This window comes from Streptomyces naganishii JCM 4654, assembly GCF_014650575.1.
Taxonomy (GTDB): Bacteria; Actinomycetota; Actinomycetes; order Streptomycetales; family Streptomycetaceae; genus Streptomyces; species Streptomyces naganishii.
Genome location: NZ_BMVF01000012.1, coordinates 152,103 through 177,443, shown reverse-complemented (window position 1 = coordinate 177,443; position 25,341 = coordinate 152,103). Strand labels below are relative to the sequence as shown.

18 protein-coding genes and 1 pseudogene are annotated in these 25,341 nt (G+C 75.1%); 12 read left to right on the top strand and 7 right to left on the bottom strand.

The features are described 5' to 3' along the window. The first annotated feature begins 42 nt into the window (after positions 1-42). Both IE217_RS22475 and IE217_RS22470 read left to right on the top strand, forming a co-directional pair. Positions 43-1,206, top strand: a complete 1,164-nt coding sequence (locus IE217_RS22475; RefSeq protein WP_190179712.1) for an aldose epimerase family protein — start codon at positions 43-45, stop codon at positions 1,204-1,206. Positions 1,207-1,365: 159 nt separating this feature from the next. Further along, the gene (locus IE217_RS22470; protein WP_190179711.1) at positions 1,366-3,171 is read left to right on the top strand and encodes a pyridoxal phosphate-dependent aminotransferase; all 1,806 of its coding nucleotides are present in this window, start codon (positions 1,366-1,368) and stop codon (positions 3,169-3,171) included. Between the two features lie 172 nt (positions 3,172-3,343). Here the strand turns inward: IE217_RS22470 and IE217_RS22465 are convergent, their stop codons facing one another. The 3 genes and pseudogenes from IE217_RS22465 to IE217_RS22455 all read right to left on the bottom strand — a co-directional run. Then, positions 3,344-4,762, bottom strand: a complete 1,419-nt coding sequence (locus IE217_RS22465) for a hypothetical protein (RefSeq protein WP_190179710.1) — start codon at positions 4,760-4,762, stop codon at positions 3,344-3,346. 81 nt (positions 4,763-4,843) lie between these two features. Beyond that, positions 4,844-5,494 (bottom strand): DUF4360 domain-containing protein, encoded by a 651-nt coding sequence (locus IE217_RS22460; protein ID WP_190179709.1) that lies wholly within the window; start codon positions 5,492-5,494, stop codon positions 4,844-4,846. A gap of 191 nt (positions 5,495-5,685) precedes the next feature. Beyond that, positions 5,686-5,832, bottom strand: a pseudogene (locus IE217_RS22455) (transcriptional regulator); the annotation flags it as partial. A gap of 76 nt (positions 5,833-5,908) precedes the next feature. On the opposite strand from IE217_RS22455, the gene IE217_RS22450 reads away from it, so the two are divergent. The 4 genes from IE217_RS22450 to IE217_RS22435 all read left to right on the top strand — a co-directional run bounded on the left by IE217_RS22450 (position 5,909) and on the right by IE217_RS22435 (position 12,387). Continuing rightward, positions 5,909-8,875 carry a beta-galactosidase gene (locus IE217_RS22450; RefSeq protein WP_190179708.1) on the top strand — a complete coding sequence of 989 codons (2,967 nt, stop codon included), beginning with the start codon at positions 5,909-5,911 and terminating at the stop codon, positions 8,873-8,875. A gap of 125 nt (positions 8,876-9,000) precedes the next feature. Continuing rightward, on the top strand, positions 9,001-9,711 hold the full coding sequence (locus IE217_RS22445; protein WP_229865494.1) for a toxin-antitoxin system, toxin component family protein: 711 nt from the start codon (positions 9,001-9,003) through the stop codon (positions 9,709-9,711). A 62-nt stretch (positions 9,712-9,773) separates the two neighbouring features. Beyond that, positions 9,774-10,994 carry an MAB_1171c family putative transporter gene (locus IE217_RS22440; RefSeq protein WP_190179777.1) on the top strand — a complete coding sequence of 407 codons (1,221 nt, stop codon included), beginning with the start codon at positions 9,774-9,776 and terminating at the stop codon, positions 10,992-10,994. Beyond that, positions 10,987-12,387: a pyridine nucleotide-disulfide oxidoreductase gene (locus tag IE217_RS22435; RefSeq protein ID WP_190179707.1), complete on the top strand. Its 1,401-nt coding sequence runs from the start codon at positions 10,987-10,989 to the stop codon at positions 12,385-12,387. The genes IE217_RS22440 and IE217_RS22435 overlap by 8 nt, the downstream gene beginning before the upstream one ends. A 4-nt stretch (positions 12,388-12,391) precedes the next feature. Here the strand turns inward: IE217_RS22435 and IE217_RS22430 are convergent, their stop codons facing one another. From IE217_RS22430 to IE217_RS22415, 4 genes are all read right to left on the bottom strand, one after another. Beyond that, the gene (locus IE217_RS22430) at positions 12,392-13,246 is read right to left on the bottom strand and encodes an SMP-30/gluconolactonase/LRE family protein (protein WP_190179706.1); all 855 of its coding nucleotides are present in this window, start codon (positions 13,244-13,246) and stop codon (positions 12,392-12,394) included. Next, positions 13,243-14,016, bottom strand: a complete 774-nt coding sequence (locus tag IE217_RS22425; protein ID WP_190179705.1) for an IclR family transcriptional regulator — start codon at positions 14,014-14,016, stop codon at positions 13,243-13,245. The genes IE217_RS22430 and IE217_RS22425 overlap by 4 nt, the downstream gene beginning before the upstream one ends. Positions 14,017-14,153: 137 nt before the next feature. Then, positions 14,154-15,401, bottom strand: coding sequence for a PucR family transcriptional regulator (locus IE217_RS22420; protein WP_190179704.1), 1,248 nt, complete (start codon positions 15,399-15,401; stop codon positions 14,154-14,156). Positions 15,402-15,404: 3 nt separating this feature from the next. After that, a complete protein-coding gene (locus IE217_RS22415) occupies positions 15,405-15,554 on the bottom strand; it encodes a DUF2613 family protein (protein WP_190179703.1) in 150 nt (49 codons plus the stop codon). 190 nt (positions 15,555-15,744) lie between these two features. Between IE217_RS22415 and pgfA the strand changes: the two genes are divergently transcribed. The 6 genes from pgfA to IE217_RS22385 all read left to right on the top strand — a co-directional run bounded on the left by pgfA (position 15,745) and on the right by IE217_RS22385 (position 25,339). Then, complete coding sequence (pgfA, locus tag IE217_RS22410; RefSeq protein WP_190179702.1) at positions 15,745-16,722, top strand: cell envelope lipid trafficking protein PgfA; 978 nt, start codon at positions 15,745-15,747, stop codon at positions 16,720-16,722. A 167-nt stretch (positions 16,723-16,889) separates the two neighbouring features. Further along, a complete protein-coding gene (locus tag IE217_RS22405) occupies positions 16,890-18,044 on the top strand; it encodes a glycosyltransferase family 4 protein (protein WP_190179701.1) in 1,155 nt (384 codons plus the stop codon). Continuing rightward, the gene (locus IE217_RS22400; RefSeq protein ID WP_373298099.1) at positions 18,041-18,841 is read left to right on the top strand and encodes a class I SAM-dependent methyltransferase; all 801 of its coding nucleotides are present in this window, start codon (positions 18,041-18,043) and stop codon (positions 18,839-18,841) included. Before IE217_RS22405 ends, IE217_RS22400 begins: the two co-directional genes overlap by 4 nt. Next, positions 18,838-23,283 (top strand): alpha-(1->3)-arabinofuranosyltransferase domain-containing protein, encoded by a 4,446-nt coding sequence (locus IE217_RS22395; protein WP_190179700.1) that lies wholly within the window; start codon positions 18,838-18,840, stop codon positions 23,281-23,283. Before IE217_RS22400 ends, IE217_RS22395 begins: the two co-directional genes overlap by 4 nt. Then, complete coding sequence (locus IE217_RS22390; RefSeq protein ID WP_190179699.1) at positions 23,280-24,596, top strand: condensation protein; 1,317 nt, start codon at positions 23,280-23,282, stop codon at positions 24,594-24,596. Before IE217_RS22395 ends, IE217_RS22390 begins: the two co-directional genes overlap by 4 nt. Next, the gene (locus IE217_RS22385) at positions 24,593-25,339 is read left to right on the top strand and encodes a class I SAM-dependent methyltransferase (RefSeq protein ID WP_190179698.1); all 747 of its coding nucleotides are present in this window, start codon (positions 24,593-24,595) and stop codon (positions 25,337-25,339) included. The genes IE217_RS22390 and IE217_RS22385 overlap by 4 nt, the downstream gene beginning before the upstream one ends. Positions 25,340-25,341 lie beyond the last annotated feature (2 nt).

The window sequence follows — 25,341 nt, the reverse complement described above, 5'->3', positions numbered from 1 at the left end:
CCTCGTATCCCTCGTATTCCCGTACAGGTACAGGAGACGCAAATGGAACTGAACAGACGCAGTGTCATCGCGGGGGCCGCGGCCGCCGGGATCGTGGCGGCCACGCCGGCCGGCGCCGCCCAGGCCGCGCCGGGCTCGGCCGGCGGCCGCGGAAGGCCGGTCAAGGAGCTGTTCGGCACGCTCGCCGACGGCACCAAGGTCCACCGCTGGTCGCTGGAGAACGGCGGCACCCGGCTGAAGGTCCTCTCCTACGGCGGCATCGTGCAGTCCCTGGAGCTGCCCGACCGGCGCGGGCGCTACGCCAACGTCTCCCTGGGCTTCGCCCGCCTGGAGGACTACGTCAAGAGCAGCCCGTACTTCGGCGCCACCATCGGCCGCTACGGCAACCGCATCGCCAAGGGCCGCTTCACCCTGGACGGCAAGACCTACCAGCTCTCCGTGAACGACGGCGAGAACAGCCTGCACGGCGGCGCCAAGGGCTTCGACAAGCACGTGTGGGACATCGAGCCGTTCACCCGGGGCTCCGACGTCGGCCTGCGCATGCGCTACACCAGCGTCGACGGAGAGATGGGCTACCCGGGCACGCTGCGCTCGACCGTGACGTACACCCTGGACCGGCACGGCGACTGGCGCATCGACTACGAGGCCACCACCGACAAGGCCACCGTCGTCAACCTCACCAACCACACCTACTGGAACCTGGCCGGCGAGGGCAGCGGCACGGTCGAGGACCACGAGCTGACGATCGCCGCCTCCCGCTACACCCCCACCGACGCGGGACTCATCCCCACCGGCGAGCTGGCGAAGGTCGCGGGCACCCCCTTCGACTTCCGGCACGCCAAGGCCATCGGCCGGGACCTGCGCGCGGGCCACCCCCAGCAGGTCACCGCCAAGGGCTTCGACCACAACTGGGTGCTGGACAAGGGCATCACCACCCGGCCCGAGCACGTCGCGACCCTGCGCGACCCGCGCTCCGGTCGCACCCTGCGCATCGCCACCGACCAGCCGGGCCTGCAGTTCTACTCCGGCAACTTCCTCGACGGCACCCTCGTCGGCACCGGCGGCCACACCTACCGCCAGGGCGACGCGGTGGCGCTGGAGACCCAGCACTTCCCGGACTCGCCGAACCACCCGAAGTTCCCCTCGACCGTGCTGCGGCCGTGGCAGACCTACCGGACGACGACGATCCACTCGTTCGACGCCTGACGGGCGGCTCCACCCGCCGCACACGCTCCCCACACAGGAGTTGAACGGCGTCACGCCCGCCTCCGTATCCATGGGTGGCCCGCGCTCCCCCGCGCGGGCCACCCGAAGACGACGGGCCCGGCCGTCCGTGAGGCCGGGGCCGCCCCACACGGAGGTTCCATGGCCGACAACGTCACCTCGCTGTTCCGCGGCAGCGCGGCCCACAGCCCGTCGATGGCGGCGCTGACGCGGGAGGGCGGCGACGGGGCCGGACCGGTGGACTTCTGCGTTCCGTGCAATCCCTACTTCCCCACCCCCGCCATGTTCCAGGACATGGCCGCGCGGCTGCGGGACATCATCACGTACTACCCCTCGAGCGCCGACACCATCACCGCCGAGCTGTGCGAACTGCTCCAACTGCCGCCGAGCTGCGTGGCGATGGGCAACGGCTCCACCGAGCTGATCACCTGGATCGACCACCTGCTGGTGCGCGAGTCCCTGGCCGTCCCCGTCCCCACCTTCGGCCGGTGGACCGACCAGCCGATGGAGACCGGCAAGCGGGTCGACATGTTCCCGCTCCAGGAGGCCGGCGGCTTCGCCCTGGACCTCGCGCAGTACGCCGAGTTCATCCGCAAGCGCGGCACCCGGGCCGTGGTGATCTGCAACCCCAACAACCCCGACGGCGGCTTCCTGCACAAGCACGCGCTGGTGCAGTTCATGGACGCGATGGCCGACCTGGACCTGATCGTGATCGACGAGTCGTTCCTGGAGTTCGCCGACGCGGAGGCCGATCCGAGCGTGGTGCGGGAGGCCATGCTGCGGCCGAACGTGGTGGTGCTGCGCAGCCTCGGCAAGAGCTTCGGCCTGCACGGCATACGCTTCGGCTATCTGGTCGCCAATCCGGCGCTCGCGGGCCGGATCCGCTCGATGCTGCCGAAGTGGAACCTCAACTCCCTCGTCGAGCACGTGGTGTTCATGCTGAAGGAGCACGGCGCGGAGTACCGGCAGAGCCTTCAGCAGGTGCGCCAGGACCGCCTGGAGATGGCGAGCCGTCTGTCGGCGCTGCCCGGTCTGACGGTCTACCCGTCCCAGGGCAACTTCCTGTTCGTGCGCCTGCCCGTGGGCGCCGAGGGCACCGTGGTCCGCGACCGGCTGCTCGCCGAGCACCGGATCCTGGTCCGCGAGTGCGGAAACAAGATCGGTTCATCCAGCCGCTTCCTGCGGCTCGTGGTGCGCCCCGAGGTGGACGTGCGTCGCCTGGTGTCCGCCATGGAGCAGGTGCTCTACGGGACCAGGAGGGGAGCCGCCGTACCCGAGCAGGGCACTGGGACCAGCTACAGCTCGGGTACGGCGGCGATCGACCGGCTGATGAGCGAGACCAACGGGGCCGGAACCCGCGGGCTGGCCGCCGAGGCCGCCGCAGCCGGTCCCGCTCCCGGGCTCGCCGCCGGCAACGGCATGCCGCTCCCCGCAGCCGCGTCCGCCGCGCCCGCAGCGCGTCCGGCCGCCGCCGGGATGCCGATGCCGGCGGCAGCCCAGCCCATGATGCCGGCGCCGGCCCAGCCGCCGGCCCAGCCCCTGATGCCGGCGCCGGTACCGGCGCCCGCCCCGGCTCCCGCGCCCCAGCCGGCGATGCAGCCTCTCGCCCCGGCGGCCCAGTTGCCGCCCCAGCCCGCCGTGATGACCCCGGTGCCGGCCCCGATGCCCGTACCCGTGCCGGTCCCGGCGCCGATGCCCACGCCCGCCCCCGTGCCGGCCCCCGCTCCCATGCCGGCCCCGGCTCCTGTGCCCGCTCCGGCCCCCGCCGCGCAGACCGGGCTCACCCCGCCCGGGGTACCGGCCCGCGGCGGCCTGACCGCGGCCCAGGTGCGCGGCATGACGGCCCCGCCGCCCGGGGGCCCCGGCGCGCTCACCCCGGCCCCGGCGACGGGCTGGCCCAGCCCGCAGAACTGGCCCGACGCGGCGGGGATGGGCCAGGCCGGTTAGGGTCTTTCGTCTGGATCAGGCCGGATCAGGGAGCGGGGTCTGGTGCCGTGCATCGCAAGGCGGAGGAGGGCGTCATGGCGGAGCCATGGCAACCGACGACAACGCCGCGAGGCGCGGTGCCAGGCCCCGCGAGCCCGGCGTGATCCAGACGAGAGGCCCTAAGGCCTGGGTCTCACGGCAGGTAAGTGACCGTCACCGGGGCCGTGTTGTCGGTGCGGTCCGGGTCGAGGGCCGGGTCGGAGTCGGCGCGGACGCTGCCGCGGGCCCCGTCGACGCGCCTGTCGATGTGCACGCGCATCACGGTGCCCGGCGGCGCGGGGCCGGGACAGGCGACCGTGCCGTCCTTCCGAGGGCTCGGGTAGCAGTACAGGATGTCGCTCTCGTGCTGCTCCGGGGGTACCTCGACGAGGCTGACGCCCGCCGGGAGGGTCACGTGGAGCGTGCCCCGGTCATCCGGCCCGCTCCAGCCGTCGCCCTGCGGATACGGCACGGTGACGTCCACCGTGGCGCCCACCTTGCCCCGGATGGTGAAGCCGACCGCTGCCACGTCGTCGTGGAGCGAGGTCTCGAAGGCCAGCGCGTCACCGCTCGCCACCTCGCTGTACTCGTCGTCGTTGCGGACGAAGGCCCCGCCGTCGACGGGCCTCAGCCCGAGCGGAGCGCCGGTGCCGTGCGGGGCGGAGGTGGGCAGCGCCGTGAAGTAAGGCATGTCGGCGGTGCGCCACACGCTGTCCTGGATCAGCCCGTTCCTCGCGTCCGCGCCGGTCTTGGCGGTGACCGGGCCGTCGGTCTCGAAGGCCGTCCCCGCGGGCAGCGGGCCGGGGAAGTCGCACTGCGCCTTGGTGGCCCCCGTCGGCTTGTCGTAGCGGCAGTTGGAGTAGCGCGTCGACAGGGTGGCGCCCTGGGCCGTCACCAGGAGGCTGACGCCGCCGTCGATGCCGGTGTCGCCCTTGTTGCCGAAGGCGGGCGTGAGCCGGATCGCGTCGCCGGGTCTCACACCGGTGAGCCGCTTCCCGCTCGGGCGCAGGGTCAGCTGCGGCGAGCCGACGACCAGGCGGGTGGTGTGGCGGATGGCGGGGGCGTTCGCGGCGCGCACGGTGAGGGGGATGGTTCCGGTCCGGCCGAGGACCGCGCCGGGGCCGGGCAGCACGTAGAAGGGGCTGACCTCGGCGACCCTGCCGAACTGCACGTTCGGCACCCGGCACTTCATGCGGGACCCGGTGAGGGAGCAGTCGCCGGGGAGCCTCGGGTGGATGTGGGCCCTGCCCTGGAGGGCGGACAGGTCGAGGTCCACCTCGATCCCGCCCACGGAGCCCTGCCCGCCGCCCGGTGAGGCCGGGGCCGCCGCCAGATCGAACGTGTAGGTCGGGCCGTAGGGTGCGGCGGCGTGCGGGTCGTAGCGCGGCAGGTAGAGGACGTGCGGCGCGTCGCGCAGGGTGAGCACGCCCTTGCCGGAGGGCGCCGAGGACGCCGGTGCCCACCTGTGGGCGGCCGGGGCGGAGGCGGGCGCCCGCCCCGGCCCGGCCGCTCCGCCCTCCGGGCGGGAGACGGCCCACACCACGGCCGCGGCCAGTGCCAGGACGCACGCCACGGCCGTCAGCGACCGCCGTCTCCCGCTTCCCCGCCATTGGCCCATGTCACGTCAGACCGCCGGGGGGTCCCTTCGGTTGCGTCAGGACTTCGGGCACTCCTTCCAGGCCATGTGGTAGACGGTGCTGATGTCGCCGTCGGTGGAGTCCATGGTCATGAAACTGACCTTGCCGGGCGCGCTGCTGCCCGCGTTGACGCGCAGTTCGGTGTTGATGTTGAAGTTGCGCAGCACCCCGCAGGGCGCCCAGACGAGCTGGGCCCAGTCGGTGCTGTCGGTGGCCTGCCAGTCGTCGTTGTACGGGCCGTTGAAGGGGTGGTTCTTGAAGGCGGTGTTCGAGGAGCCCTGGAAGTAGTACGAGGCCCGCTGGGTGCCGGTGGCGCCGGGCTGGAGCGAGAGGAAGCCCCGGTAGTCGGCGCTGGCGATGGCGTAGGTGAAGCCCTGCGGCACGTGGACGATCAGGTTGAGCTGGCAGTTCTTGCGGAACGCGGTGGGGTCGGAGTTGCCGCCGGCCTGGGCGAGGTAGTTGCTGTAGGTCACCGTGAAGGCGGTGTTGTCGGGCGAGACGGCGACGGCCGCCGTGCCCTGGGGACAGCCGGAGCCGTTCACCGTCGCGACGTCGATGACGATCTTGTCCGGGGGCGGGTCGGTGACCACCGGGGACGAGGGGTGCGTGGGGAGCGCTGTGGTCAGGAGAGCGGCGATCGCGCCGCTCATGAGCATTCCGCCGGCCATGGTTCTCCATCCGTTCAGTGGGGGGTGACACCAGGCATTTACGTCATGCACATGCCAAAAAGGCATACGCATATGCTCCCCGTCCATGGAGGAATCATGGACGCGCCGTGAAGGCCGGGGAGCGGTCGCATCGTACGCAGCGCCGGGGTACGCGAGAAGGTAGCTCTCCGGCCATTCCCTCAGGGGCCTCCCAGGCCGCCCAGGATCCCCTCCAGGAGCGCGTGCGGGACGTCCCGTTCCGCCGCGATGGCCCCGGCCCTCACCGGGCCGCCGCCCTGGCGAACCGCCGGTTCCACAACCGCCCGTACCGCGCAACCGGCGCGCGCCGAGATGCTCATGGGGCCGTTGTGAGGCCCGGGTCCGTGGAGAATGGCCGCACCCGCGCCCCGTAAGATCCGCCCGGGAGGCACACCTTTGGCGCTCAGCAGACGTTCATTCAGCGCCCTCGCCGGCACGGCCGCGCTCGGACTGGCACTGGGCGGCAGTGGCGGACCGGGGGCGCCGTCGGCCTATGCCGCGCGCTCGGTGCCCACGGGCCCGCCGCCCCCGCCCCCGTCCGCGGACGGACGGCGCCACACGGTCGGGTTCGACCGCCACTCGCTGCTGGTCGACGGCAGGCGCCTGGTGCTGTGGTCCGGCGAGATGCACCCCTTCCGGCTGCCCAGCCCCTCCCTGTGGCGGGACGTGCTCCAGAAGATGCGGGCGCACGGCTTCAACGCCGTGAGCGTCTACGTGGCCTGGAACTACCACTCCCCCGCGCCCGGCCGGTACGACTTCACCGGCGTGCGCGACCTCGACCTGTTCCTGCGCACGGCCGCCGAGACCGGGCTGTACGTCGTCCTGCGCCCCGGCCCCTACATCAACGCCGAGGTCGACGGCGGCGGCTTCCCCGGCTGGCTGACCGCCGCCAAGGGCACCGCGCGCACCGACGACCCGGACTACCTGCGCCACGTCGACGAGTGGCTGACCCGCGTCGACGCGATCGCCTCCCGGCGCCTGTTCACCAAGGGCGGCGGCACGGTTCTGCTGTACCAGATCGAGAACGAGTACGACGCCCACGTGGGCGAGCCGGCCGGGCGCGCCTACATGAGCCACCTCTACAAGAAGGTGCGCGCCGACGGCATCGACGTCCCCCTCTTCCACAACGACAAGGGCCGCAACGGCCACTGGACGCCGGGCTCCTTCGACACCGGCGGCGAGAAGGACGGCTGGCTGTACGGCTTCGACGGCTACCCCTCGCCGTCCCAGCCCCCGCCCGACTGGGGGTACTTCGGCACCGGCGGCCCGGCCGGCGGGGCGAGCGCCAGCCCGCACACGCCCGGGTTCATGCCCGAGTCCGGCGGCGGCTGGTTCGACGGGTGGGGCGGGGTGTGGTCCAAGGGCCGGGGGTACGCCGAGGCGCGGCGCACCCGGGACGCGGCGTACGAGCGGCGCTTCTACCTGACCCACCTCGCCAACGGCATCACCGCGCACAACGTCTACATGGCCTTCGGCGGCACCTCCTGGGGCTGGCTGCCCGCGCCGGTGGTCTACACGTCGTACGACTACGGGGCCGCCCTCGACGAGGGCCGCAGGCCCACGGACAAGCTGGCGCCGATGCACCAGATCGGGCACATGCTCCAGCGTTTCCCTGACTTCGCCAAGCTGGACCGGGCGGCGGACGTGAAGGCGGCCGGCCTCACCGTGTACCACCTGGCCAACCCGGACACCGGCGCCCACGCCTACGTCCTGCGCAACGACGGCGGCAAGGACGTCTCCTCGACGCTGCCCGCGGCCGGCGAGGACCTGCCGGTGACCGTCCCGGCGCGCGACGCGCGGCTGATGGTGACCGGGCTGCGGCTCGGGGAGCGCACGGTGCGCTGGGCGACGGCTCAGCCCATGCTGTTCCTGGCCGCCGGGCAGCAGGACGTGGTGGTGTTCTGCGGGCGGCACGGCGACCTGGCCCGGGTGGTCCTGGACTCCCCCGAGGAGCCGCTGGTCACGCGCGTGGACCAGGAGGCCGCGTACGTCTACGACCAGGGCCTGCTGCGGGTGACCTCGCCCTTCGCCGCGGGCCGGACGATCCAGGTGCGGGTGCAGGGCGACGGCGTGGAACGGCCGCTGCTGATGATCTTCGCCGACGAGGAGTCGTCCCTGCGCCTGTGGCCGTACGACACCCCCGCGGGCTCCCTGCTGGTCTACGGCCCCGAACTGCTGCGCACCGCCGAGGTGCGGGACGGCGTCGTCCACCTGAGCGGCGACACCGGGCGGCCCACCGGCCTGGAGGTGTGGGGGCCGGCCGGAATCGGCTCCGTGGTGTGGAACGGCTCGGCGGTGCGCACCTCGCCCGGCGCCTCCGGCGGCCTGCGCGCGGTCGCCGCGCTGCCCGGGGCGCCCGAGGTGCGGCTGCCCGCGCTCGGCGGCTGGCGCACGCGCGAGGAGAACCCCGAGTCCGCGCCGGACTTCGACGACTCCGCCTGGCGCAGGGCCGACCGCACCTCCTCGTACAGCACCACCGCGGTCCCCGGGGGGCAGCCCGTGCTGTTCGCCGACGACTACGGCTTCCACTACGGGGACGTCTGGTACCGCGGCTCCCTCACCGGCGCCGCCGGCGTCGAGTCGGTCTCGCTCGCGTACTCCACGGGCACCCAGGGGCTGCTCATGGCGTGGCTCGACGGCGAGCCGCTGGGCACGCACCGCATGCCGGTGCCGGACAACGACACGATCCGCAGGGGGACTTGGACGGCGACGGCCGAGTTCCCGGTGCGCCGCGGGCTGCGCACACCCGGCCGGCACGTGCTGTCGGTGCTGGTGCGGCGGATGCAGCACGACCAGGACGGCGGGGCCCGGGACACCCACAAGGCGGCGCGCGGGCTGACGGCGGTCTCCTTCACCGGGGGCGACCCGGACGTGCGGTGGCGGATCCAGGGCGAGGTTGGACCCGACCCGGTGCGCGGGCCGATGAACAACGGCGGCCTGTACGGCGAGCGGGAGGGCTGGCACCTGCCCGGCTTCCCGGACGGCGACTGGGAGAAGGCGTCCTTCCCGCGCTCGGTGCGGCGGCAGGGGGTGACCTGGTACCGGACCACGTTCCGCCTGGCCGTGGACCCGCGCGCGGACGCCTCGGTGGGGCTGACGCTCGAGGACGACCCGGAGCGGAGGTACCGGGCGCAGATCTTCCTCAACGGCTGGAACATGGGCCAGTACGTCAACGACGTGGGCCCGCAGCACACCTTCGTGCTGCCGAACGGCATCCTGCGCACCCGGGGCGCCAACACCCTGGCGCTGGCGGTGCTCTCGGAGGCCGGCGCACCGTCGGGTCCGGGCCGGGTGGGGCTGACCCTGCTGGGCGCGGCGGCCGGTGGGATCCCCGTGACGCCGGTGGCCTGCCCGGGCCGCTGAGGCGGTTGCCGCGCCAGGGTCGTCACCGGTTCAACGAACGGTCCCGGGATCGCATGACGCGGACACGCGGGGCCGCGTAGGCTCGGACGGCCCGCCCCGTCACGGGCGGCCGGAAGGGGGAGTCGATGGACTTCGCGGGCGCGCGCCGGCGCGGCGCGCGACGCACGGCCCGGATCGCCGGGCTGATCCGGCACGCGCGGCCCGGCGCGGCGATGCGCACGCTCGCCGCCGACCTCGCCGCCGCCGTCCGGACCCGGCCCCGACCACCCGCCGACGTCCGGGAGTTGTGCCGGGCGCTGTGCGAGGAGATGAGCGCGCGGCGCGCCGGGCGGCCGGTGCAGCTGCGCTTCGAGCGCTTCCCCGACGAGATCGAAGTGACCGGCCTGTGGGTGGAGTTCCAGGACTTCGATCTGGTCATCGTGGAGGAGCGGGCCGAGGAGATGCAGCAACTGGTCATCCTCGGCCATGAGTTGTGGCACATGCACGCCGGACACCGGCACCGCCACCTGCCCGGTGCGGCCGCCGCCCGGGTGCTGGCCGAGGAGTCCGGCTGGCGCGAGGCGCTGACGGTCGCCGCGCGCCACGGCTCCCGCGAGGCGGAGGAGGCCGCGGCCGACGACTTCGGCCACCGCCTGGCCACCGCCTTCCGCCCGTGGCTGAGCGGGGGCGGGCAGGGCCACGGCTCGTCACCCGACCCGGTCCAGCGCTCCATGGGCTACCGCGGCAGCGCGAGCACAGGCGCAGGCGCAGGCAGAGGCGCAAGCAGAGGCGGAGGCGGTACCGGGAGCAGAGGCGCAAGCAGTCGCGGCCGCGGGCGCGGAGGCGGGGCGCGGTGACGCAGGCACTGGTGCCGGTGGGCGAGTTCCTCGGCCCGGCGGCGGCGCCGGCCCGGGTCGCGCTGGCCACCTCGCGCGCGTTCAGCGGGCTGTACGTGTCCTTCTGGCTGCCGACCGCGGTGCTGGCCGCGGCGCTGGCGATCAAACTGCCCAGCATCCTGAAGATGTGGCGGGACCCGCTGCTGCGCGCGGTCGGCGGCCTGCTGCTGTTCGGCTGCGCGGTGTTCGTCTTCGCCGCGCCGGGGACGATCCACTGGACCAACCGGGTCACCGGAGTGCCGAACATCTCGGCGCCCTGGGTGTACTCCCTGCTGACCGCGCTGTGCGCGTCCTGGCTGCTGCTGATCATCGCCTGGCGCAACGACCTCGCCGACCGCTCGGCCCAGACCCGCCGCGCCACCCGGCTGGTGGTGGCGGTGTACGCGGGCGTGGTCGTCGTGCTCTGGGTGCTCTTCGCCCTCGCGGACGTCCCCGTGGAGCGGCCGCGGGACCTGGACACGTACTACGCGAACACCCCGTTCATGCGCGAGGAGATCCTGCTCTACCTGCTCGCGCACACCGTGGCCTGCTCGATCACCGCCCGGCTGATCTGGAACTGGATCCGCACCGACGGCCTGGACGCCTGGCTGCGCTGGGGGCTGCGGCTGCTGGGCGTGGGCTACGCGACCAACCTGTTCTTCGACGCCTCCAAGCTCACCGCCGTGGTGGCCCGGTGGACCGGGCACGACCTGGACTGGCTGAGCACCGACCTGGCCCCCTCGGCGGCCTGCGTCTCGGCCACCCTGGTCGCGGTGGGCTTCATCGTGCCGCACGTCGGCCAGTACGGGCACGAGCGCTGGCGGCTCAGGGTCGGCCACTGGCGGCTGCGGCCGCTGTACCGGCTGACGCGGTCCGTGACCGGCGGCCGGGAACCGTTCGCGCCGCGCGCCACCGCCGACCTGCGCCTGATCCGCCGCGAGACGTTCATCCGCGACGCGCTGCTCCAACTGTCCCGGTACATGGACGAGGACCTGCGCACCCGCTCCTACGACGCGGCCGTGGCGCTCGGTCACGAGCCCGGCCGGGCCAGGGCGCTGGCCGGCGCCGTGGCCCTCCTGGACGCCGTCGACGCGCGGCAGCGCCACCCGGAGGCCGAGAGCGCCTCCGCCCCCTCCGGCCCGGACACCGCCTATCTGCTGCGCGAGATCCAGGACGTGTCCCAGGCCCTGCGTCACCCCGAAGTCATCGAGGCGGTACGCGCCCGTGCGGCCGCCCCGGCAGGAAGCGTGCCCGCGCATGAGTGAACGTTCCTTCCCCGCCACCACCGCCGTCGTGCTGGGGGGATCCCACACCGGCATGCTCGCGGCCCGCGCGCTGGCCGCCTTCGCCGGCCGGGTCGTGGTCGTGGACCGCGACGAGCTGCCGGACGGGCCCGAGCCGCGCAAGGGGCTGCCGCAGGCGCGTCACGCCCACATGCTGTGGTCGGGCGGGATGCGGGCGGTCGAGGAGCTGCTGCCCGGGGCGGCCGGGGCGCTGCGCGCGGCCGGGGCGCGCCGGCTGCCGGTCACGACCGACATCGTCGCCATGTCCGCGAAGGGCTGGTTCCGGCGCTGGCCGGAGTCCCACCACGTGATCCTGGCCGGCCGGGACCTGCTGGACGCGACGATCCGCGCGCGGGTGCTCGCCGACGAGCGGATCGAACTGCTCGGCGGCACCGAGGCCCTGGGCCTGACCGGCACCGCGTCCGCGGTCACCGGGGTCCGGGTGCGGACCGGCGGCGCGGAGCGCGTGATCGAGGCCGGTCTCGTCGTCGACGCGACCGGCCGGGGCTCGGCGGCGTCCCGCTGGCTGACGGAGCTCGGCCTGCCCGCGCCCGAGCGGCGCGAGGTCGACCCGGGCCTGGCGTACGCCAGCCGGCTCTACCTCGCGCCCGAGGCGGCCCGGGACTGCTTCCCGATCGTCAACGTGCAGCCCGGCCCGCGCGGCGGCGGACCCGGCCGGGCGGGCTTCCTGCTGCCCATCGAGGACGGCCGGTGGATCGTCACCCTGTCCGGCACCCGGGGCGGCGAACCCTCCCCGGCCGACGAGGACTTCGTGCGCTTCGCGCGCGAGGAGCTGCGCCACCCGGTGATCGGCGAGCTGCTGGAGCGCGCCGAGCCGCTGTCCGGGGTGTCGTTCACCCGCACCACCGTCAACCGCCGTCACTTCTACGAGCGGATGCCCGCCTGGCCCGGGAACTTCGCGGTCCTCGGCGACGCGCTCGCCGCGTTCAACCCGGTCTACGGCCACGGGCTCGCCGCCGCCGCCCAGAGCGCGCTCGCCCTGCGCGAGGTGGTGCGGCGTCACGGCTGGGGCACGCCGGGGCTGTCCCGCCGCGTCCAGCGGGCGGTGGCCCGGCCGGTGGCGGCGGCGTGGGAACTGGCCATAGCGCAGGACGTGTTCTACCCGGGCGCCACCGAACAGGGCCCCACGCTGCGGGACCGGCTCCTGTCCGCGTACGTCGACCGGATCATGCACACGGCCACCGGCAACGGCCGCGTCGCCCGCCGCGTCACCGACGTGACCTCCCTCGAGCGCGGCGCCCACGTCCTGCTGGCCCCGAGCATGCTCCTGGCCGCGGCGGCCGGCCCCCTGCGACCGGCCCTGCCGGGCCCGCCGCTGACGCCCGAGGAGCGCAAGGCGGCGGGCATCTCCTAGGGGGTCAGCCCGCGAAGGCGGGCTGGGCGAGGCCCTTGCCCGTGTCGGGGAGGACCAGGAGGGAGCCCGCCATCGGGTGGGGGGCGGTGAGGCCGGTGCGGGCCGTGGTGACGTACAGGTCGGTGAGGCCGGGGCCGCCGAAGGCGCACGCCGTGGGGCGCGGGACGGGGAGCGCGACCACGCGGTCCAGCCTGCCGTCGGGGGTGTAGCGGCGGACGGCGCCGCCGTCCCACAGGGCCACCCACACGCAGCCGTCCGCGTCGACCGTGAGGCCGTCCGGGAAGCCGGCGCCCTCCTCCACGCGCGCGAACTCCCGGCGCCCGCCGACCCGTTCGCCGCCGCCCTCGACGTCGAAGACGTCGATGCGCCGGGTCGGCGAGTCGACGTAGTACATCAGGCGGCCGTCCGGGCTCCAGCCGGTGCCGTTGCTGACCGCCACGTCGTCGAGGACGACCTCGGCCGTGCCGTCGCCGGTCAGGCGGGTGAGGGTGCCGCCGCCGGGCGCCTCGTCGTAGCGCATGGTGCCGGCCCACAGCGAGCCGTCGGGGGCGACCGCGGCGTCGTTGGCGCGGCGGCCGGGCACCGGGTCGCGGTGCAGCCAGCGGAAGGCGCCGCCGGGGTCCAGCAGGCCCACTCCGTCACGGAGGTTGAGCACCAGCCCGCCGCCCGCGCGGGGCCTGGCGGCGCCCACGTGCTGTCCGGTCGCGCGGACCGTGCGGCGGCCGGAGGAGGGGTCGTAGGTGTGCACGCGCGAGGAGAGGATGTCGATCCAGATAAGCCGGCCTGCCGCCGGGTCCCAGACCGGTCCCTCGCCCAGCTCGGCCCGGGCGGCCACGGCCACCTCGTACGGCGTCCTCATGCCGCGCCCCGGTGGCCGAGGCGCTCGGACAGCTCGGCGGCGCCCTTCGCGGCGAGCTGCTCCAGCTCGGCGCGGCGCTCCTCGCTCCAGCGGATCATCGGCACGGAGATGGACAGCGCGGCGACCACCTGCCCGGTGCGGTCGCGCACCGGCGCGGCCACGCAGGAGACGTCCGGGTTGGACTCGCGGCTCTCCACGGCGATGCCCCGCTGCCGGATCCCGCTCAGGGCCTCGCGCAGGGCGGCCGGGTCGGTGATGCTGTTGGGCGTCATCGCGGCCAGCTCGGCGTCGTCCGGGACGCGCGCGGCGAGCTCCTGCTCGGGCAGCGAGGCGAGCAGCATCTTGCCGACCGAGGTGCAGTGCGCCGGGAGCCGGCGGCCGGCCGCGGAGACCATGCGCACCGCGTGGGTGGAGTCGACCTTGGCGATGTAGATGACGTCGGTGTCCTCCAGGATCGCCACGTGCACGGTCTCGTCGCAGGTCTCGGCGACGGACCGGGCGACCTGCTGGCCCTCGGCGGCGAGGTCGAGCTGCTCGGCGTAGCGGCTGCCGAGCTGGTACGGGCGCACGCCGAGCCGGTAGCGTCCGGGCTGCCCGGTGACGGGCACGATGTACTGGCGCGCGCAGAGCGTGGTGACCAGCTCGTGCACGGTGGTGCGCGGGAGCTGGAGCCTGCGCACGATGTCGGGGGCGGAGAGCGTCCCGTCCCCGTCGAGGAAGAGCTCGAGTATGTCGAGAGCCCGGGTCACGGCAGGTACGAGGCGTCCCACGACCGGCCCCCTCCCTGAATCTAGGCCTATGTTCGAGATATCAACAGGCGATCGGCATGGCGAACACAGGTTAGCCACCCGCCTTCCCCCAGGCAACGCCCGCACCGGGGCGCGGCACCGGCCGCACCCGTGGGCGGTCACCGGTGCGGTGCCGTGTCGCCGAGGGCGCCGCGCAGACGCTGGGCCCGCAGGACCAGTTCGAGTTCGAAGCGGCGGTCGGGGTCGTCGATCTCGTCGCCCCACAGCTGCCGTATCTGCCGCAGCCGGTAGCGCACCGTCTGCGGATGGACGCCCAGCCTGGCGGCCACCTCCGGGGCCCCGCCGCGTGTCTCCAGCCAGGCGAGCAGCGTCTGGGCGAGCCGCCGTCCGTGGGTGGGCCCGCAGTGCGAGAGCGGGGCCAGGCAGCGCCGCGCCAGGTCGTCGATCAGCTCCTCGGGCTGGAGCAGCACCAGCGCCTGGGTGTGCTCGGTGCAGTACAGCACCTCCCCGGCGGGCAGCAGCCCCCGCTCCATGAGCCCCACGGCGGTGCGCGCCCAGCGCAGCGACTTGACCGCGTCGGTGAGCGCGACCGGCGGCCCGATGGCGCCGGACCAGCCGGTCAGGGCCCGGTGCAGCAGTTCGGAACGGCCGGCGGCGTCCGGGTCGGGCACGACCATGCGGGGCTGCTCGTACTCCAGGTCCAGCAGCACCCCCTGGCCCACGGCGGGCGCGACCGACTCACGGGCCGGGCGCAGCAGCACGCCGACCGCGACCCGGCCGGGCAGCGGCCAGCCGATCCGCGCGGCGCGCTCGGCGAGGGCGTCGGCGGCGTCGCCGCGCTGCCGTTCGGCGAACAGCAGCTCCATCAGCCGGCGCTGGAGCCGCAGCCGTTCCCCGGCCTGCCGGGCGGCCGCCTCGGCGTATCCGCGCACGGACTGGTCGACGAGGCCGTCGAGGTACTCGTAACCGGCGTCGACCAGTTCGTACATGGCGGGCGGCGGGATGCGCACCCGCTGGCCGATGTCGGCGAAGCGCCGCCAGGCCAGGCGCACGCCCAGCCGGTAGATCGCCTGGAGCGAGTCGAGGCTGCGGCCCTGCAGGCCCTCGCCGCGGCCGAAGTCGTGGAAGACGCCCGGCGGAACGGTGGGGCGTCCCTCGGAGTGCTCCAGGTGCTGGACGAACACCTCGATGGCGCGGCGGATGCCGACCAGCGCCATCGGCTCGCCGCTCTCGTCCAGGACCACCGGCAGGTGCGGGTGCTCGCGGCGGATCTCGCGCAGGATCTCCTCGGCGAGCGCGGGCGCCTCGGCCATGGCGATCGCCGCGAACCGCCGCACCTGGAGGCGGGGCACGTCGTGCCAGGCGGACCGGCGGGCGGGTGCGGGGGCCGGGCGGGGAGCGGCCACCGGTCAGCTCCCGTCGGCCTGCTCGTAGGTGATCAGCGGGGTGTTCGGCTGGTCGGGGCGGGCGTCGAGCAGCGCGACGGCGCCGAGGGCGGCGGCCACGGCGAGCGCGGCGCCGGCCGCGACGGCGAGTACGGCGGCGAGCAGTCTGGACATCGCAGGGTCAGCCTCTCTGTCCGGAAGAGCCGGTCCCAGGCCTTTCCGGTCCGGCGGTCGCCCCACCCCGGTGTGTCCCACCCCTGCTGTCGGTCGGTTCAGTGTCGGCAGGACATTGACACTCCGTCAAGAGGCGCTTACGGTTCCCGGCCCATACGCGCACTTTCCCTCTCGGCTTCTGGAGCGCCGGATGCGCCGTACCGCCTCACCTTCGTCCCTGATCCTCCTGGGCCTCGGATCGTTCCTCCTGGTCCTGGCCCCGATGCTGGCCTGGTACGTGACCCCGCGGGCCGCGGTGAACCCCATCGCCATCGACACGACCGCCGTCTACACCGGCACGGGCAGCTACTTCGACACCACCGCCGTACGGACCGTGCGCGACCGGCGCATCACCGTCACCCAGCGGGTGCGCGGTGACGTCGAGGACAGCGAGCGCAGCGGGGACGCCGTGTGGGACGTGACCACGTCGGTCGACTCCGACGGCACGCTCCCGGCGGCCGATCCGCACGACGCGCTGGAGTTCTTCACCGGCCGCTGGGTGACCGACCGCACGACGAACAAGCCCGTGCACTGCTGCCACGAGAACCCGTACTTCGAGGGCGACGCCTATCTGAAGTTCCCCTTCGGCCTGCGCAAACGCTCCTACCAGTGGTGGGACGACTCCCTGCGCTCGACGGTGGTCCTGCGCTACGCCGGCACCAGGAAGGTGCAGGGCTACAGCGGTTACCTCTTCACCGGCACGGTCGCCCCGACCCGGATCGGCACCCGCCTGGTGCCCGGGAGCATCGTGGGCGAGCCGGGGCGGCCGCAGGTGCAGGCCGAGGAGTGGTACTCCAACCACGGCATCGAACTGGTCGCCGACCAGCGCACCGGCCGGGTGATCTACGCCCAGGTGGGTCCGCGCCGCACCCTGCGCGCCCCGGGCGGGGAGCGGGACGCGGTGGTGCTGCTGGACTCGGACAGCCTCGCCTTCACGCCCGCCACCCAGCGCGAGCAGGTGCGGGAGGCGAAGACCGACAGCGGGCGGCTGCGCCTGGTGGGGCTGACGTTGCCCATCACGTCCGCAGTGGCCGGATTCGTCCTGGCGGTCGCGGGGGGCGTCCTGGCGCTGCGTGGGCGTAAAGGCCCGGGAAGGTCCGGTAAGTCCCCGTCCACCCTCACGATGTGACGATACGTCAGCTCGAACAACCGCCGAAATTGTCACCCCGGTGAGTAGCCGTCACGGACGGCTGGGCGAAAACTGTCCACCCCACCCGAGGACCCCACCCCACTCCCCCTCCCCGACGTCCCACGCCCCCCGCTGAGTTCCGCACCCCGAGACGAGTTGGAGCTCGCATGCCCCAGCACGTGCCCTTCTCGCTGCCCGCCTCGCTCCCCAGGGGCGTGCAGCACCCCCCGGCGCTCCCCCCACAGCCGCGCCGGATCGTCTTCCTCGCCCACCGGGACCTCGGCAATCCGGCCGCCGGCGGTTCCGAGTTGCTGGTCGACCGGCTCGCCGACGGGCTGACCCGGCTCGGCCACCAGGTCACCCTGCTGTGCGGAGGGCCCGCCTCCTGCCGCGACTACCGGGTCGTCTCCGCGGGCGGCGCCTACGGCCACTACCTGCGCGCCCGCTCCGCCTTCGCCCGCCAGGTCGGCGAGACCGACCTGCTGGTCGAGGTGTGCGACGGGGTGCCGTACCTCGCGCCGCTGTGGCACCGCGGACCCACGCTGTGCCTGGTCAACCACGTGCACACCGACATCTGGAGGATGCGGTTCGGCGGCGGCCCGCTGGCCCCGGCGGCCCGGGTCGGCCGAAGACTCGAGCACTGGGCGCTGACCGGCGCGCAGGCCCGCGGCCTGCTGGTCGCCGTCTCCCCGTCCACCGCCCGCGCGCTGCGCGCCCTCGGCGTCGAGCGCGACCGCATCCGGGTCGTGCACAACGGCGTGGCGGAACCGGGCCCGCACACCGGGCGCTCGCCCGAGCCGCTGTTCGTGGCGGTGGGCCGGCTGGTGGAGTACAAGCGGATCGACCTGCTGCTCCGGCTGTGGGAGCGGGTGCGGCCGGTCACCGGCGGCCGGCTGCTGATCGTCGGCGACGGCCCCGAGCGCGGTCGGCTGGAGGAGCTGGCCGGACCCGCGGTGCGGTTCACCGGCCGTGTCGGCGAGGCCGAGAAGCACCGGCTGCTGTGCGCGGCCTGGCTGCTGCTGCACCCCTCCGCCGTCGAGGGCTGGGGCCTGGTGGTGACCGAGGCGGCGGCCCGCGGCACCCCGGCGGTCGCCTTCGACGTGCCCGGACTGCGGGACTCGGTGGCGGACGGCGAGACGGGCCTGCTGGCCCGCGGCGAGTCCTCCTTCGCGGCCGCCTGGTGCGCCCTCGCCCTGTCGGAGCACCGCCGGGAGCTGATGGGCAAGGCGGCCCGCGACCGTGCCGCCCGCTACCGCTGGCACCGCACGGTCCGGCAGTTCCGCGCGGTGGCCGCCGAGGCGGTGAGGGGCTGGGCGTCGTGAACCCCGCCCGCCCGGCGCCCCGCGCCCGCGCTCGCACCGGCACCGGCACCGGCACCGGCACCCGTTCTCTCCCCAAGGACCCCTCCATACGCCGGTCCGTGGCCCTCTTCCGCGCCTTCCGGCACGAGCGGGAGGACCCGGACGCCTGCTACGCCCTGCTGGCCCGGGACGCCGCCGACCAGCTCGAGGCCTGCGCCGGCCCGCTCGCCGGCCTGACCGTGGTCGACGTCGGCGGCGGCAGCGGCCACTTCACCGAGGAGTTCCGCGGCCGCGGCGCCGACGCCTACCTGTTCGAACCGGACGTACGGGAGCTCGGCGCGGGGCCGCCCGCGGGCACGGTGATCGCGGACGGCTATCTGCTGCCGCTGTCCGACGCGGTCGCCGACGTCACCTTCTCCTCCAACGTCCTGGAGCACGTGGCCGACCCGCAGACCTTCCTCAGCGAGCTGATCCGGGTGACCCGGCCCGGCGGACTGATCTACGTGTCGTTCACCAACTGGCTCTCCCCGTGGGGCGGGCACGAGTGGGCCCCCTGGCACTACCTCGGCGCCGAGCGTGCCCGCGCCCGCTACGAGCGCCGTACCGGCCGGCCCGCCAAGCACACCCTGGGCGAGAACCTGTTCGCCGTGCACGTCGGGCCGACCCTGCGGCGGGTGCGGGCCCGCGACGACGTGACGGTCGTGACCGCCCGCTCCCGCTACTGGCCGTTCCTGCCCCGGGCGATCGTCCACGCGCCCGGGCTGCGGGAGTTCGCCACCTGGAACCTCCTCCTCATCCTGCGGCGGTGTCCCCCATGACAACCACGGTCCAGGCCTCACCCCCGGCAGCCGGCCCCACCACCGCGGTCCGCCAGGACCCGCCTCGGGGCCCGCGGTCGCGGCGCGCGCTGCTGGGTTTCTGGGCCGTGGTGCTCGTCCTGCTGCTCGCCGTGCACCCCGGGCGGCAGACCTTCGACACCAAGCTCGGCGTGACCACCGACCCCGGCCGGTTCCTGTCCGGCCTGGGCCAGTTGTGGCACGACCAGGGGTCCTTCGGCGGCATCCAGGACCAGTACGCCGGCTACCTGTGGCCGATGCTGCCGTACTACTGGCTCGCCCACGCCGTCCGCCTGCCGGTGTGGCTCGCCGAGCGGCTGTGGATGTCGCTGATCGTGTCGGCCGCCTTCTGGGGCGCGCTGCGGCTGGCGGAACGGCTGGGCGTGGGCAGCCGCGCCTCCCGGCTGGTCGGGGCGGTGGCGTACGCGCTGTGGCCGCTGTTCACCACCGTCGTCGGCTCCACCTCGGCGGCCGCGCTGCCCGGCGCCCTGCTGCCGTGGGTGCTGCTGCCGCTCGCGGACCGGCGGTACACCGCCCGGGTCGCGGCGCTGCGCTCGGCGCTGCTCGTGCCGTTCATGGGCGGGGTCAACGCGGCCGCGACCCTGGCCTCCCTGCTCCCGGTGGGCCTGTACCTGCTCTCCCGGCCGCCCGGGCCGCGGCGGCGCCGGCTGCTGGCCTGGTGGGCGCCCGCGGTGGTGGCGGCCACCGCCTGGTGGTGGATCCCGCTGCTCCTGCTGGGGGCCCACGGCGAGAACTTCCTCGCCTACGTGGAGACCTCGCAGACCACCACGGCCACCATATCGGCGGCCGAGGCGCTGCGCGGGGCCGGCAACTGGGTGGCGTACCTGCACTTCGGGCAGGCCTGGCTGCCGGCCGGGTGGACGGTGGCGTCCTCGGTGACGGTGATCGTCTGCTCGGCGCTCGCGGCGGGGCTGGGCCTGGCGGGCCTGGCCCGGCGGGACATGCCGGAGCGGCGGTGGCTGGTGCTGACCGTGCTGACCGTCGCGCCGGTGGTGCTCGCCGGGTACGGCGGCGCGCTCGGCGCGCCCTTCCACTCGGTGGTCCAGGACTGGCTGAACGGCCCCCTGGCGCCCTTCCGCAACATCTACAAGTTCCAGACGGGACTCGCGTCGGCGCTCGCCCTCGGCCTCACGCACCTGGTGGGCGTGGCCGCCGAGGAGCGCGGCGCCCGCCCGGTCCGCGGCCGGCGGCTCGCGCCGCTGTTCGCCGCCGTCCTGGCCCTGCCCGGACTGGCGTGGCCGTACCTCAACGGGTCGATCCTGAACCCGGGTTCGTTCACCGCGCTGCCCGCGTACTGGTCCGCCACGGCCGACTGGCTGCACACCTACTCCCCCGACTCGCGCGCCCTGGTCGTCCCCGCCACCGCGCACGGCCTCTACACCTGGGGCTCGCCCATCGACGAGCCACTGGACGTGCTCGCCGAGTCCCGCTGGGCGGAACGGGACTTCGTGCCCTTCGGCACCCCCGGCAACCGGCGCGCCATGGACGCCGTCGAGCAGGCGCTGACCAGCGGCGCGGACGTGCCCGGCCTCGCCGACTACCTCGCCCGCGCCGGCGTGCGCTTCGTGGTGGTCCGCAACGACCTCGACCCCGACCAGATCGGCTCCCTGCCGACCACCACCGTCAAGCGCACCCTGGAGCAGTCCGGCTACCGGCGCGTGACCGGCTTCGGACCGGTCATGACCGGCGGCCGGATCGCGCACGGCACCCCGCTCCAGGTCGAGGGCCTCTACCCGCGGCAGCGGGCGGTGGAGGTCTACGAGCCGGTGGACCGGAGCGTGCCCAGGCCCGGGCAGGCCCGGTTGCTGCCGGTCGCGGCCACCGCCGTGGTCTCCGGCGGCCCCGAGTCGCTGCTGCCGCTCGCGGGCGAACTGCGCGGCCGGGCGGGCGTTCTGACCCGCGACGGCCGTCCCGGCCTCGCCTCGCCCGCGGTCCAGGTGAGCGGGGACGGGCTGCGGCGCGCGGACACGCGGTTCGGCCTGGTCGACGCCAACACCTCGTACACGTACACCGCGGACGAGCGCAACGCCCCGGACGCCGTGCAGGACGCGGGCCGGTCCCCGCACCAGATCCTGCCGGTCCACGGCCTCGCCCACCAGACGGTCGCCGAACTGCGCGGCGCCCGCTCGGTCACGGCCTCCTCCTACGGCAACTGGCTGTTCCACCTGCCCCAGTACGACCCGGTGAACGCCTTCGACGGCGACCCCGGCACCGCGTGGGCGGAGGGCGCGCCCGGCTCGGCGAACGGGCAGTGGCTGCGGATCGGCTTCACCGGCCGCTACGACATGCCCTCCTCGGTGCGGGTCACGCCGCTGCCGCAGGAGAGCGTCAGGTCGGCGGCGACCGAGGTGCGGGTGGACACGGAGCGGGGCTCGGCGACCAGTCTGCTGCGGCCGGACGGGTCCACCCAGACGGTGCGCACGCCGGCGGGCGCGACGCGCTGGATGAAGCTGACGATCACCGGTTCGGTGGCCCGCAGGGCCGGCCTGACCGGCGCCGGCTTCTCCGAGATCGCCCTGCCGCACGTCCGGGTGACGCGGCTGCTGCGGCTGCCGGTGGACGCGGACACGCAGGGCGCCGCCGCCGAGATCGTCTCGCTGCACCGCACGCCCGACCCGACCGGCCTGTCCGTGACGGGCGGGGAGAGCGGGCTGCACCGCCGGTTCACCGCGGGCGCGGCGGGGACGTACGAGGTGAACGCGAGCGCGGTGCCGGTGCCGGGCGAGGCGCTCGACCGGCTGCTGTACGAGGTCGCGCCCGAGCGGGGCGACCGGATCGTCGCCACCGCCGACTCCACGGCCGCCCTCGGCGCGGGCCTCTCGGCGCGCAACCTCACCGACGGGGACCTGACCACCGCGTGGATCGCGGGCGGCCGGCCCACGATCCACCTGGGCTGGCCGGGCAAGCAGGCGGTGGGCGAGATCGTGCTGGCCCCGGCGGGCGGCCTGTCGACGCGGGCCACGCGGGTGGACATCAGCTCCCCGGACGGCGCGGCCACGGCGGGCGTCGACGAGGGCGGCGTGGTCCGCTTCGACCCGATCACCACCGACCGTCTCGACATCACGGTCACCGGGACGGCCCCGCTGACCCTGCACAACCCGGTCGCGGACGAGGACCTCCAACTGCCCGTCGGCTTCAGCGAGGTGTACGTACCGGCGCTGGCGCGGTACCGCACCCCGCAACCGCCCGCGTCCCGGGCCTTCTCGCTCCCGTGCGGCAGGGGCCCGGTGGTCACGGTCGACGGGAAGCCGTACGAGACCGCCGCGAAGGGCACCGTAGGGGACCTGGTGCAGCGGCGGCCGGTGACGGTGACGCTGTGCCAGCAGGGCGGCGCCGATCCGTCGCTGGAGCTGACCACGGGCACGCACACCCTCGAGACCGGGGACACCGGCCCGCTCGCGCCGGCCGACGTCACGCTGACCCGCGGAACCCTTCCACCCGCCGTGGCACCGGGGCGCGAGCTGCGGATACGGGACTGGCTGGGCGACCGGCGCGAGGTGAGCGTGGGCTCGGGTGCGGCGGTGTACCTGACGACGTACGAGAACTACAACGACGGCTGGCGGGCCACCCTGAACGGCGAGCGGCTGGCACCGGTGCGGCTGGACGGCTGGCAGCAGGGCTGGCGGATCCCCGCCGGGGCGGGCGGCACGGTGAAGCTGACGTACGAGCCGGCGACGGCGTACCAGGGCGGCCTGATCGGCGCCGCGGTGGCGGCGGCCGGCCTGGTGGCCCTCGCGGCATGGCGCCGCCGCGAACCGGCGACGGACCCGGCCCGCCCGGCACCGCCGCCGCCCGGCCCGTGGCTCGGCACGGTGGCGCTGACGCTGGTGGCCGTCGTGATCGCCGGGTGGCTCGCCCTGCTGGTCCCCGCCCTGGCCCTGGTGGCCCACCGCCGCCACCGCCTGCTGGTGCCGATCGCCTTCCTGTCCCTGGCGGGGGCGGGCATCGCGGCGGCCACGGGCGCGGGCGACCCCCCGGGCGCGGGGACGGGCGCCTTCGGTCCGGCGGCCCAACTGCTGGCCCTGACGGGCCTGTTCGCCGCCCTGGTGACGGTACGGGAGCGGCCGCCCGGCCCCGCCCGCGCCGGAGACCCGGTGACCACGGCCCTGCCGCCCCCGGCCGCCGGCGGACCACCCGGGCCCACGGGACCGCCGGCCGGTCCCGGCACCACGTCGCACCCGCCGGACGGTCCCGGTACCGCGTCGCACCCGCCGGACGGCCCCGGCACCGCGTCGCACCCGCCGGACGCCGAGCCCCCGGTCGACGCACGCGGCCCCCGAAGGGCCGAGCCGGACCCGCCCGTCACGAGCCCGCCGCCGCGCGGCACCGGGGCGGGCGAGGCGCCCGGCGCCACCGAGCCGGACCCGCCACGCGGCCCCGGGACGAGGGAGGACGGCGCATGACCGCGGTGGAGCGTCGAGCCGGGGAGCCGGATCCCGTGTCGACGCGGGTTCCGTTCCCGGTGGTGGACGAGGTGGCGCGGCACTGTGCGCAGGAGGCGGAGCCGGAGACGGTGCACATCGAGGTGCATCTGCCGGGGCGGGTGGACGCGGGGCGGCTGCGGCGCGCGTTCGGCGAGGCGCTGCTCCGCCACCCCCGTGTCCTCGTGCGCCAGGCCCCGGCGCACTGGTACAGCCGTGGCTACGTCTGGGAGCTGACCGAGGGTCCCGACGTGGAGACGGTGACCTTCCCGGCGGCCGGGCCCCACGCGCTGGAGCACGCCAGGCAGCGGGCGCTGGACCACGCGCCGCCGCTGTCGTCCTCGCCGCCGGTCCGGCTGGAGGCGATCGGCGGCGGGGACGGTCACGGGGCCGGGGACGGCACGGTCCTCGTCCTCACCGTCAACCACACCGCCCTCGACGGCCCCGCCTGCCTGCGCGTGCTCGCCACCGCCGCCGCGCTGTACGGCGGCCGGGACAACTCCCCCGCCGCGCCGCCCGCCCGGCACCCGAACGCCCCCGAGGAGCCCGCGCCGCCCGCCCCCGCCGGCTGGGCCCCGCCCGCCCGCGTGGCCCCGGGCAGCCCGGAACGCGCCCCCGGGAACCGCCTGCTGCTCGCCGAGCTGCCCCTCCCGCACCGGCCCCGGGGCGCCCCGTACACCGTCAACGACCAGCTGATGGCCGCCACCGCCCTGACCGTCGCCCGCTGGAACCGCGAACACGGCGCCCGTCCGCGCCCGATGCGCGCCACCATGCCCGTGGACGACCGCCCGCGCGACGTCACCATGCCCATCGGCAACGGCACCCGGCTGGTGGAAGTCCCGTTTGCCGCCGACGAGTTGACGGAGGACGACCTGCCGGCGCTGCTGCGCCGCACCGCGCACCGCACCCGCGCCCTGAAGTCCCGTCCCCGCCCCCAGCTCGGGCACGGCGCGGCCCTGCTCACCGCCCCCTGGGCGCCGGTGGGCGTACGGGCCGCGCTCACCCGGGGTCTGCGCCGGGCGGCGGCGCCGTGGACGTCCACCACGCTGCTCAGCAACATCGGCCGGGTCCCCTACCCTCTGGACTTCGGCGAGGAGGCGGGGCGGGCGCACGCCGTGTGGTTCTCGGCCCCGGCCCGCATGCCGCGCGGCCTGACCATCACCACCGCGTCCACGGCCGGCCGCCTCCACCTCGCCCTGCGCTGGTCGCGCACCCTGCTCGGCCCCGCCGACGGCGCCCGGCTGCGCGAGCTGTTCGAGCACTGCCTGCACCTGACGCAGGAGGCCGCTCCATGACCGCGCCCACCGCTCCCGGGCCCCCCGCGCGCGACGGACTGCGCGACTTCTACGAGGACCCCGCCGTCCCCGTCGCCTCCGGCGCCCCGCGCAGCCTGCGCCAGGCCCGTATGCTCGCCGCCGCGCTCGGCCCGGCCGCCGCCGGGGTGCGCACGGTCGTCGACGTGGGCTGCGGCGACGGCTCCGCGGCCGCGGTCGCCGCCCCGCTGCTGGCCGGCCACCGCCTCGTCGGCGTCGACTGGTCGCAGGACGCCCTGCGCCGCGCCCGCACCCGGCTGCCGTACGCGGTGCGCGGTGAACTCAGCGGCGGCGGGCTGCCGTTGCGGACCGCCTGCGCCGACGCGGTGCTGTTCAGCGAGGTGCTCGAGCACCTCGTCGACCCGGACGCGGCCCTGGAGGAGATCCGCCGCGTCCTGCGTCCCGGAGGCCATCTCATGCTCTCCACACCCAACCTGGCCGCCTGGTACAACCGGGTGCTGCTGGCGGCCGGGGTGCAGCCGGTGTTCTCCGAGGTGAGCCTGCGCGCGATCCACGGCCGCCCGGGTTCGCAGGTGGTGGGCCACCTGCGGCTGTGCACGGCCCGCGCGCTCAGGCAGTTCGTCACCGCGGCCGGTTTCGAGGTCGTGGCGGTGCGCGGCGCGCCCTTCCACGGCGTCCCGCGCCCGCTGCGGCCGCTGGACCGGCTGGCCTGCGCGAGAGCGCCGCTCGCCTCCATCCTGCTGCTGCACGCGCGAAGGACGTAGCG

What these genes read in the sequence shown, in the direction of transcription:
- IE217_RS22385 (WP_190179698.1), top strand. Translation starts at nt 24,593, where the DNA reads ATGACCGCGCCCACCGCTCCCGGGCCCCCCGCGCGCGACGGACTGCGC.
- IE217_RS22470 (WP_190179711.1), top strand. Translation starts at nt 1,366, where the DNA reads ATGGCCGACAACGTCACCTCGCTGTTCCGCGGCAGCGCGGCCCACAGC.
- IE217_RS22430 (WP_190179706.1), bottom strand. Translation starts at nt 13,246, where the DNA reads ATGAGGACGCCGTACGAGGTGGCCGTGGCCGCCCGGGCCGAGCTGGGC.
- IE217_RS22435 (WP_190179707.1), top strand. Translation starts at nt 10,987, where the DNA reads ATGAGTGAACGTTCCTTCCCCGCCACCACCGCCGTCGTGCTGGGGGGA.
- IE217_RS22405 (WP_190179701.1), top strand. Translation starts at nt 16,890, where the DNA reads ATGCCCCAGCACGTGCCCTTCTCGCTGCCCGCCTCGCTCCCCAGGGGC.
- IE217_RS22395 (WP_190179700.1), top strand. Translation starts at nt 18,838, where the DNA reads ATGACAACCACGGTCCAGGCCTCACCCCCGGCAGCCGGCCCCACCACC.
- pgfA (WP_190179702.1), top strand. Translation starts at nt 15,745, where the DNA reads ATGCGCCGTACCGCCTCACCTTCGTCCCTGATCCTCCTGGGCCTCGGA.
- IE217_RS22445 (WP_229865494.1), top strand. Translation starts at nt 9,001, where the DNA reads ATGGACTTCGCGGGCGCGCGCCGGCGCGGCGCGCGACGCACGGCCCGG.
- IE217_RS22390 (WP_190179699.1), top strand. Translation starts at nt 23,280, where the DNA reads ATGACCGCGGTGGAGCGTCGAGCCGGGGAGCCGGATCCCGTGTCGACG.
- IE217_RS22415 (WP_190179703.1), bottom strand. Translation starts at nt 15,554, where the DNA reads ATGTCCAGACTGCTCGCCGCCGTACTCGCCGTCGCGGCCGGCGCCGCG.
- IE217_RS22475 (WP_190179712.1), top strand. Translation starts at nt 43, where the DNA reads ATGGAACTGAACAGACGCAGTGTCATCGCGGGGGCCGCGGCCGCCGGG.
- IE217_RS22460 (WP_190179709.1), bottom strand. Translation starts at nt 5,494, where the DNA reads ATGGCCGGCGGAATGCTCATGAGCGGCGCGATCGCCGCTCTCCTGACC.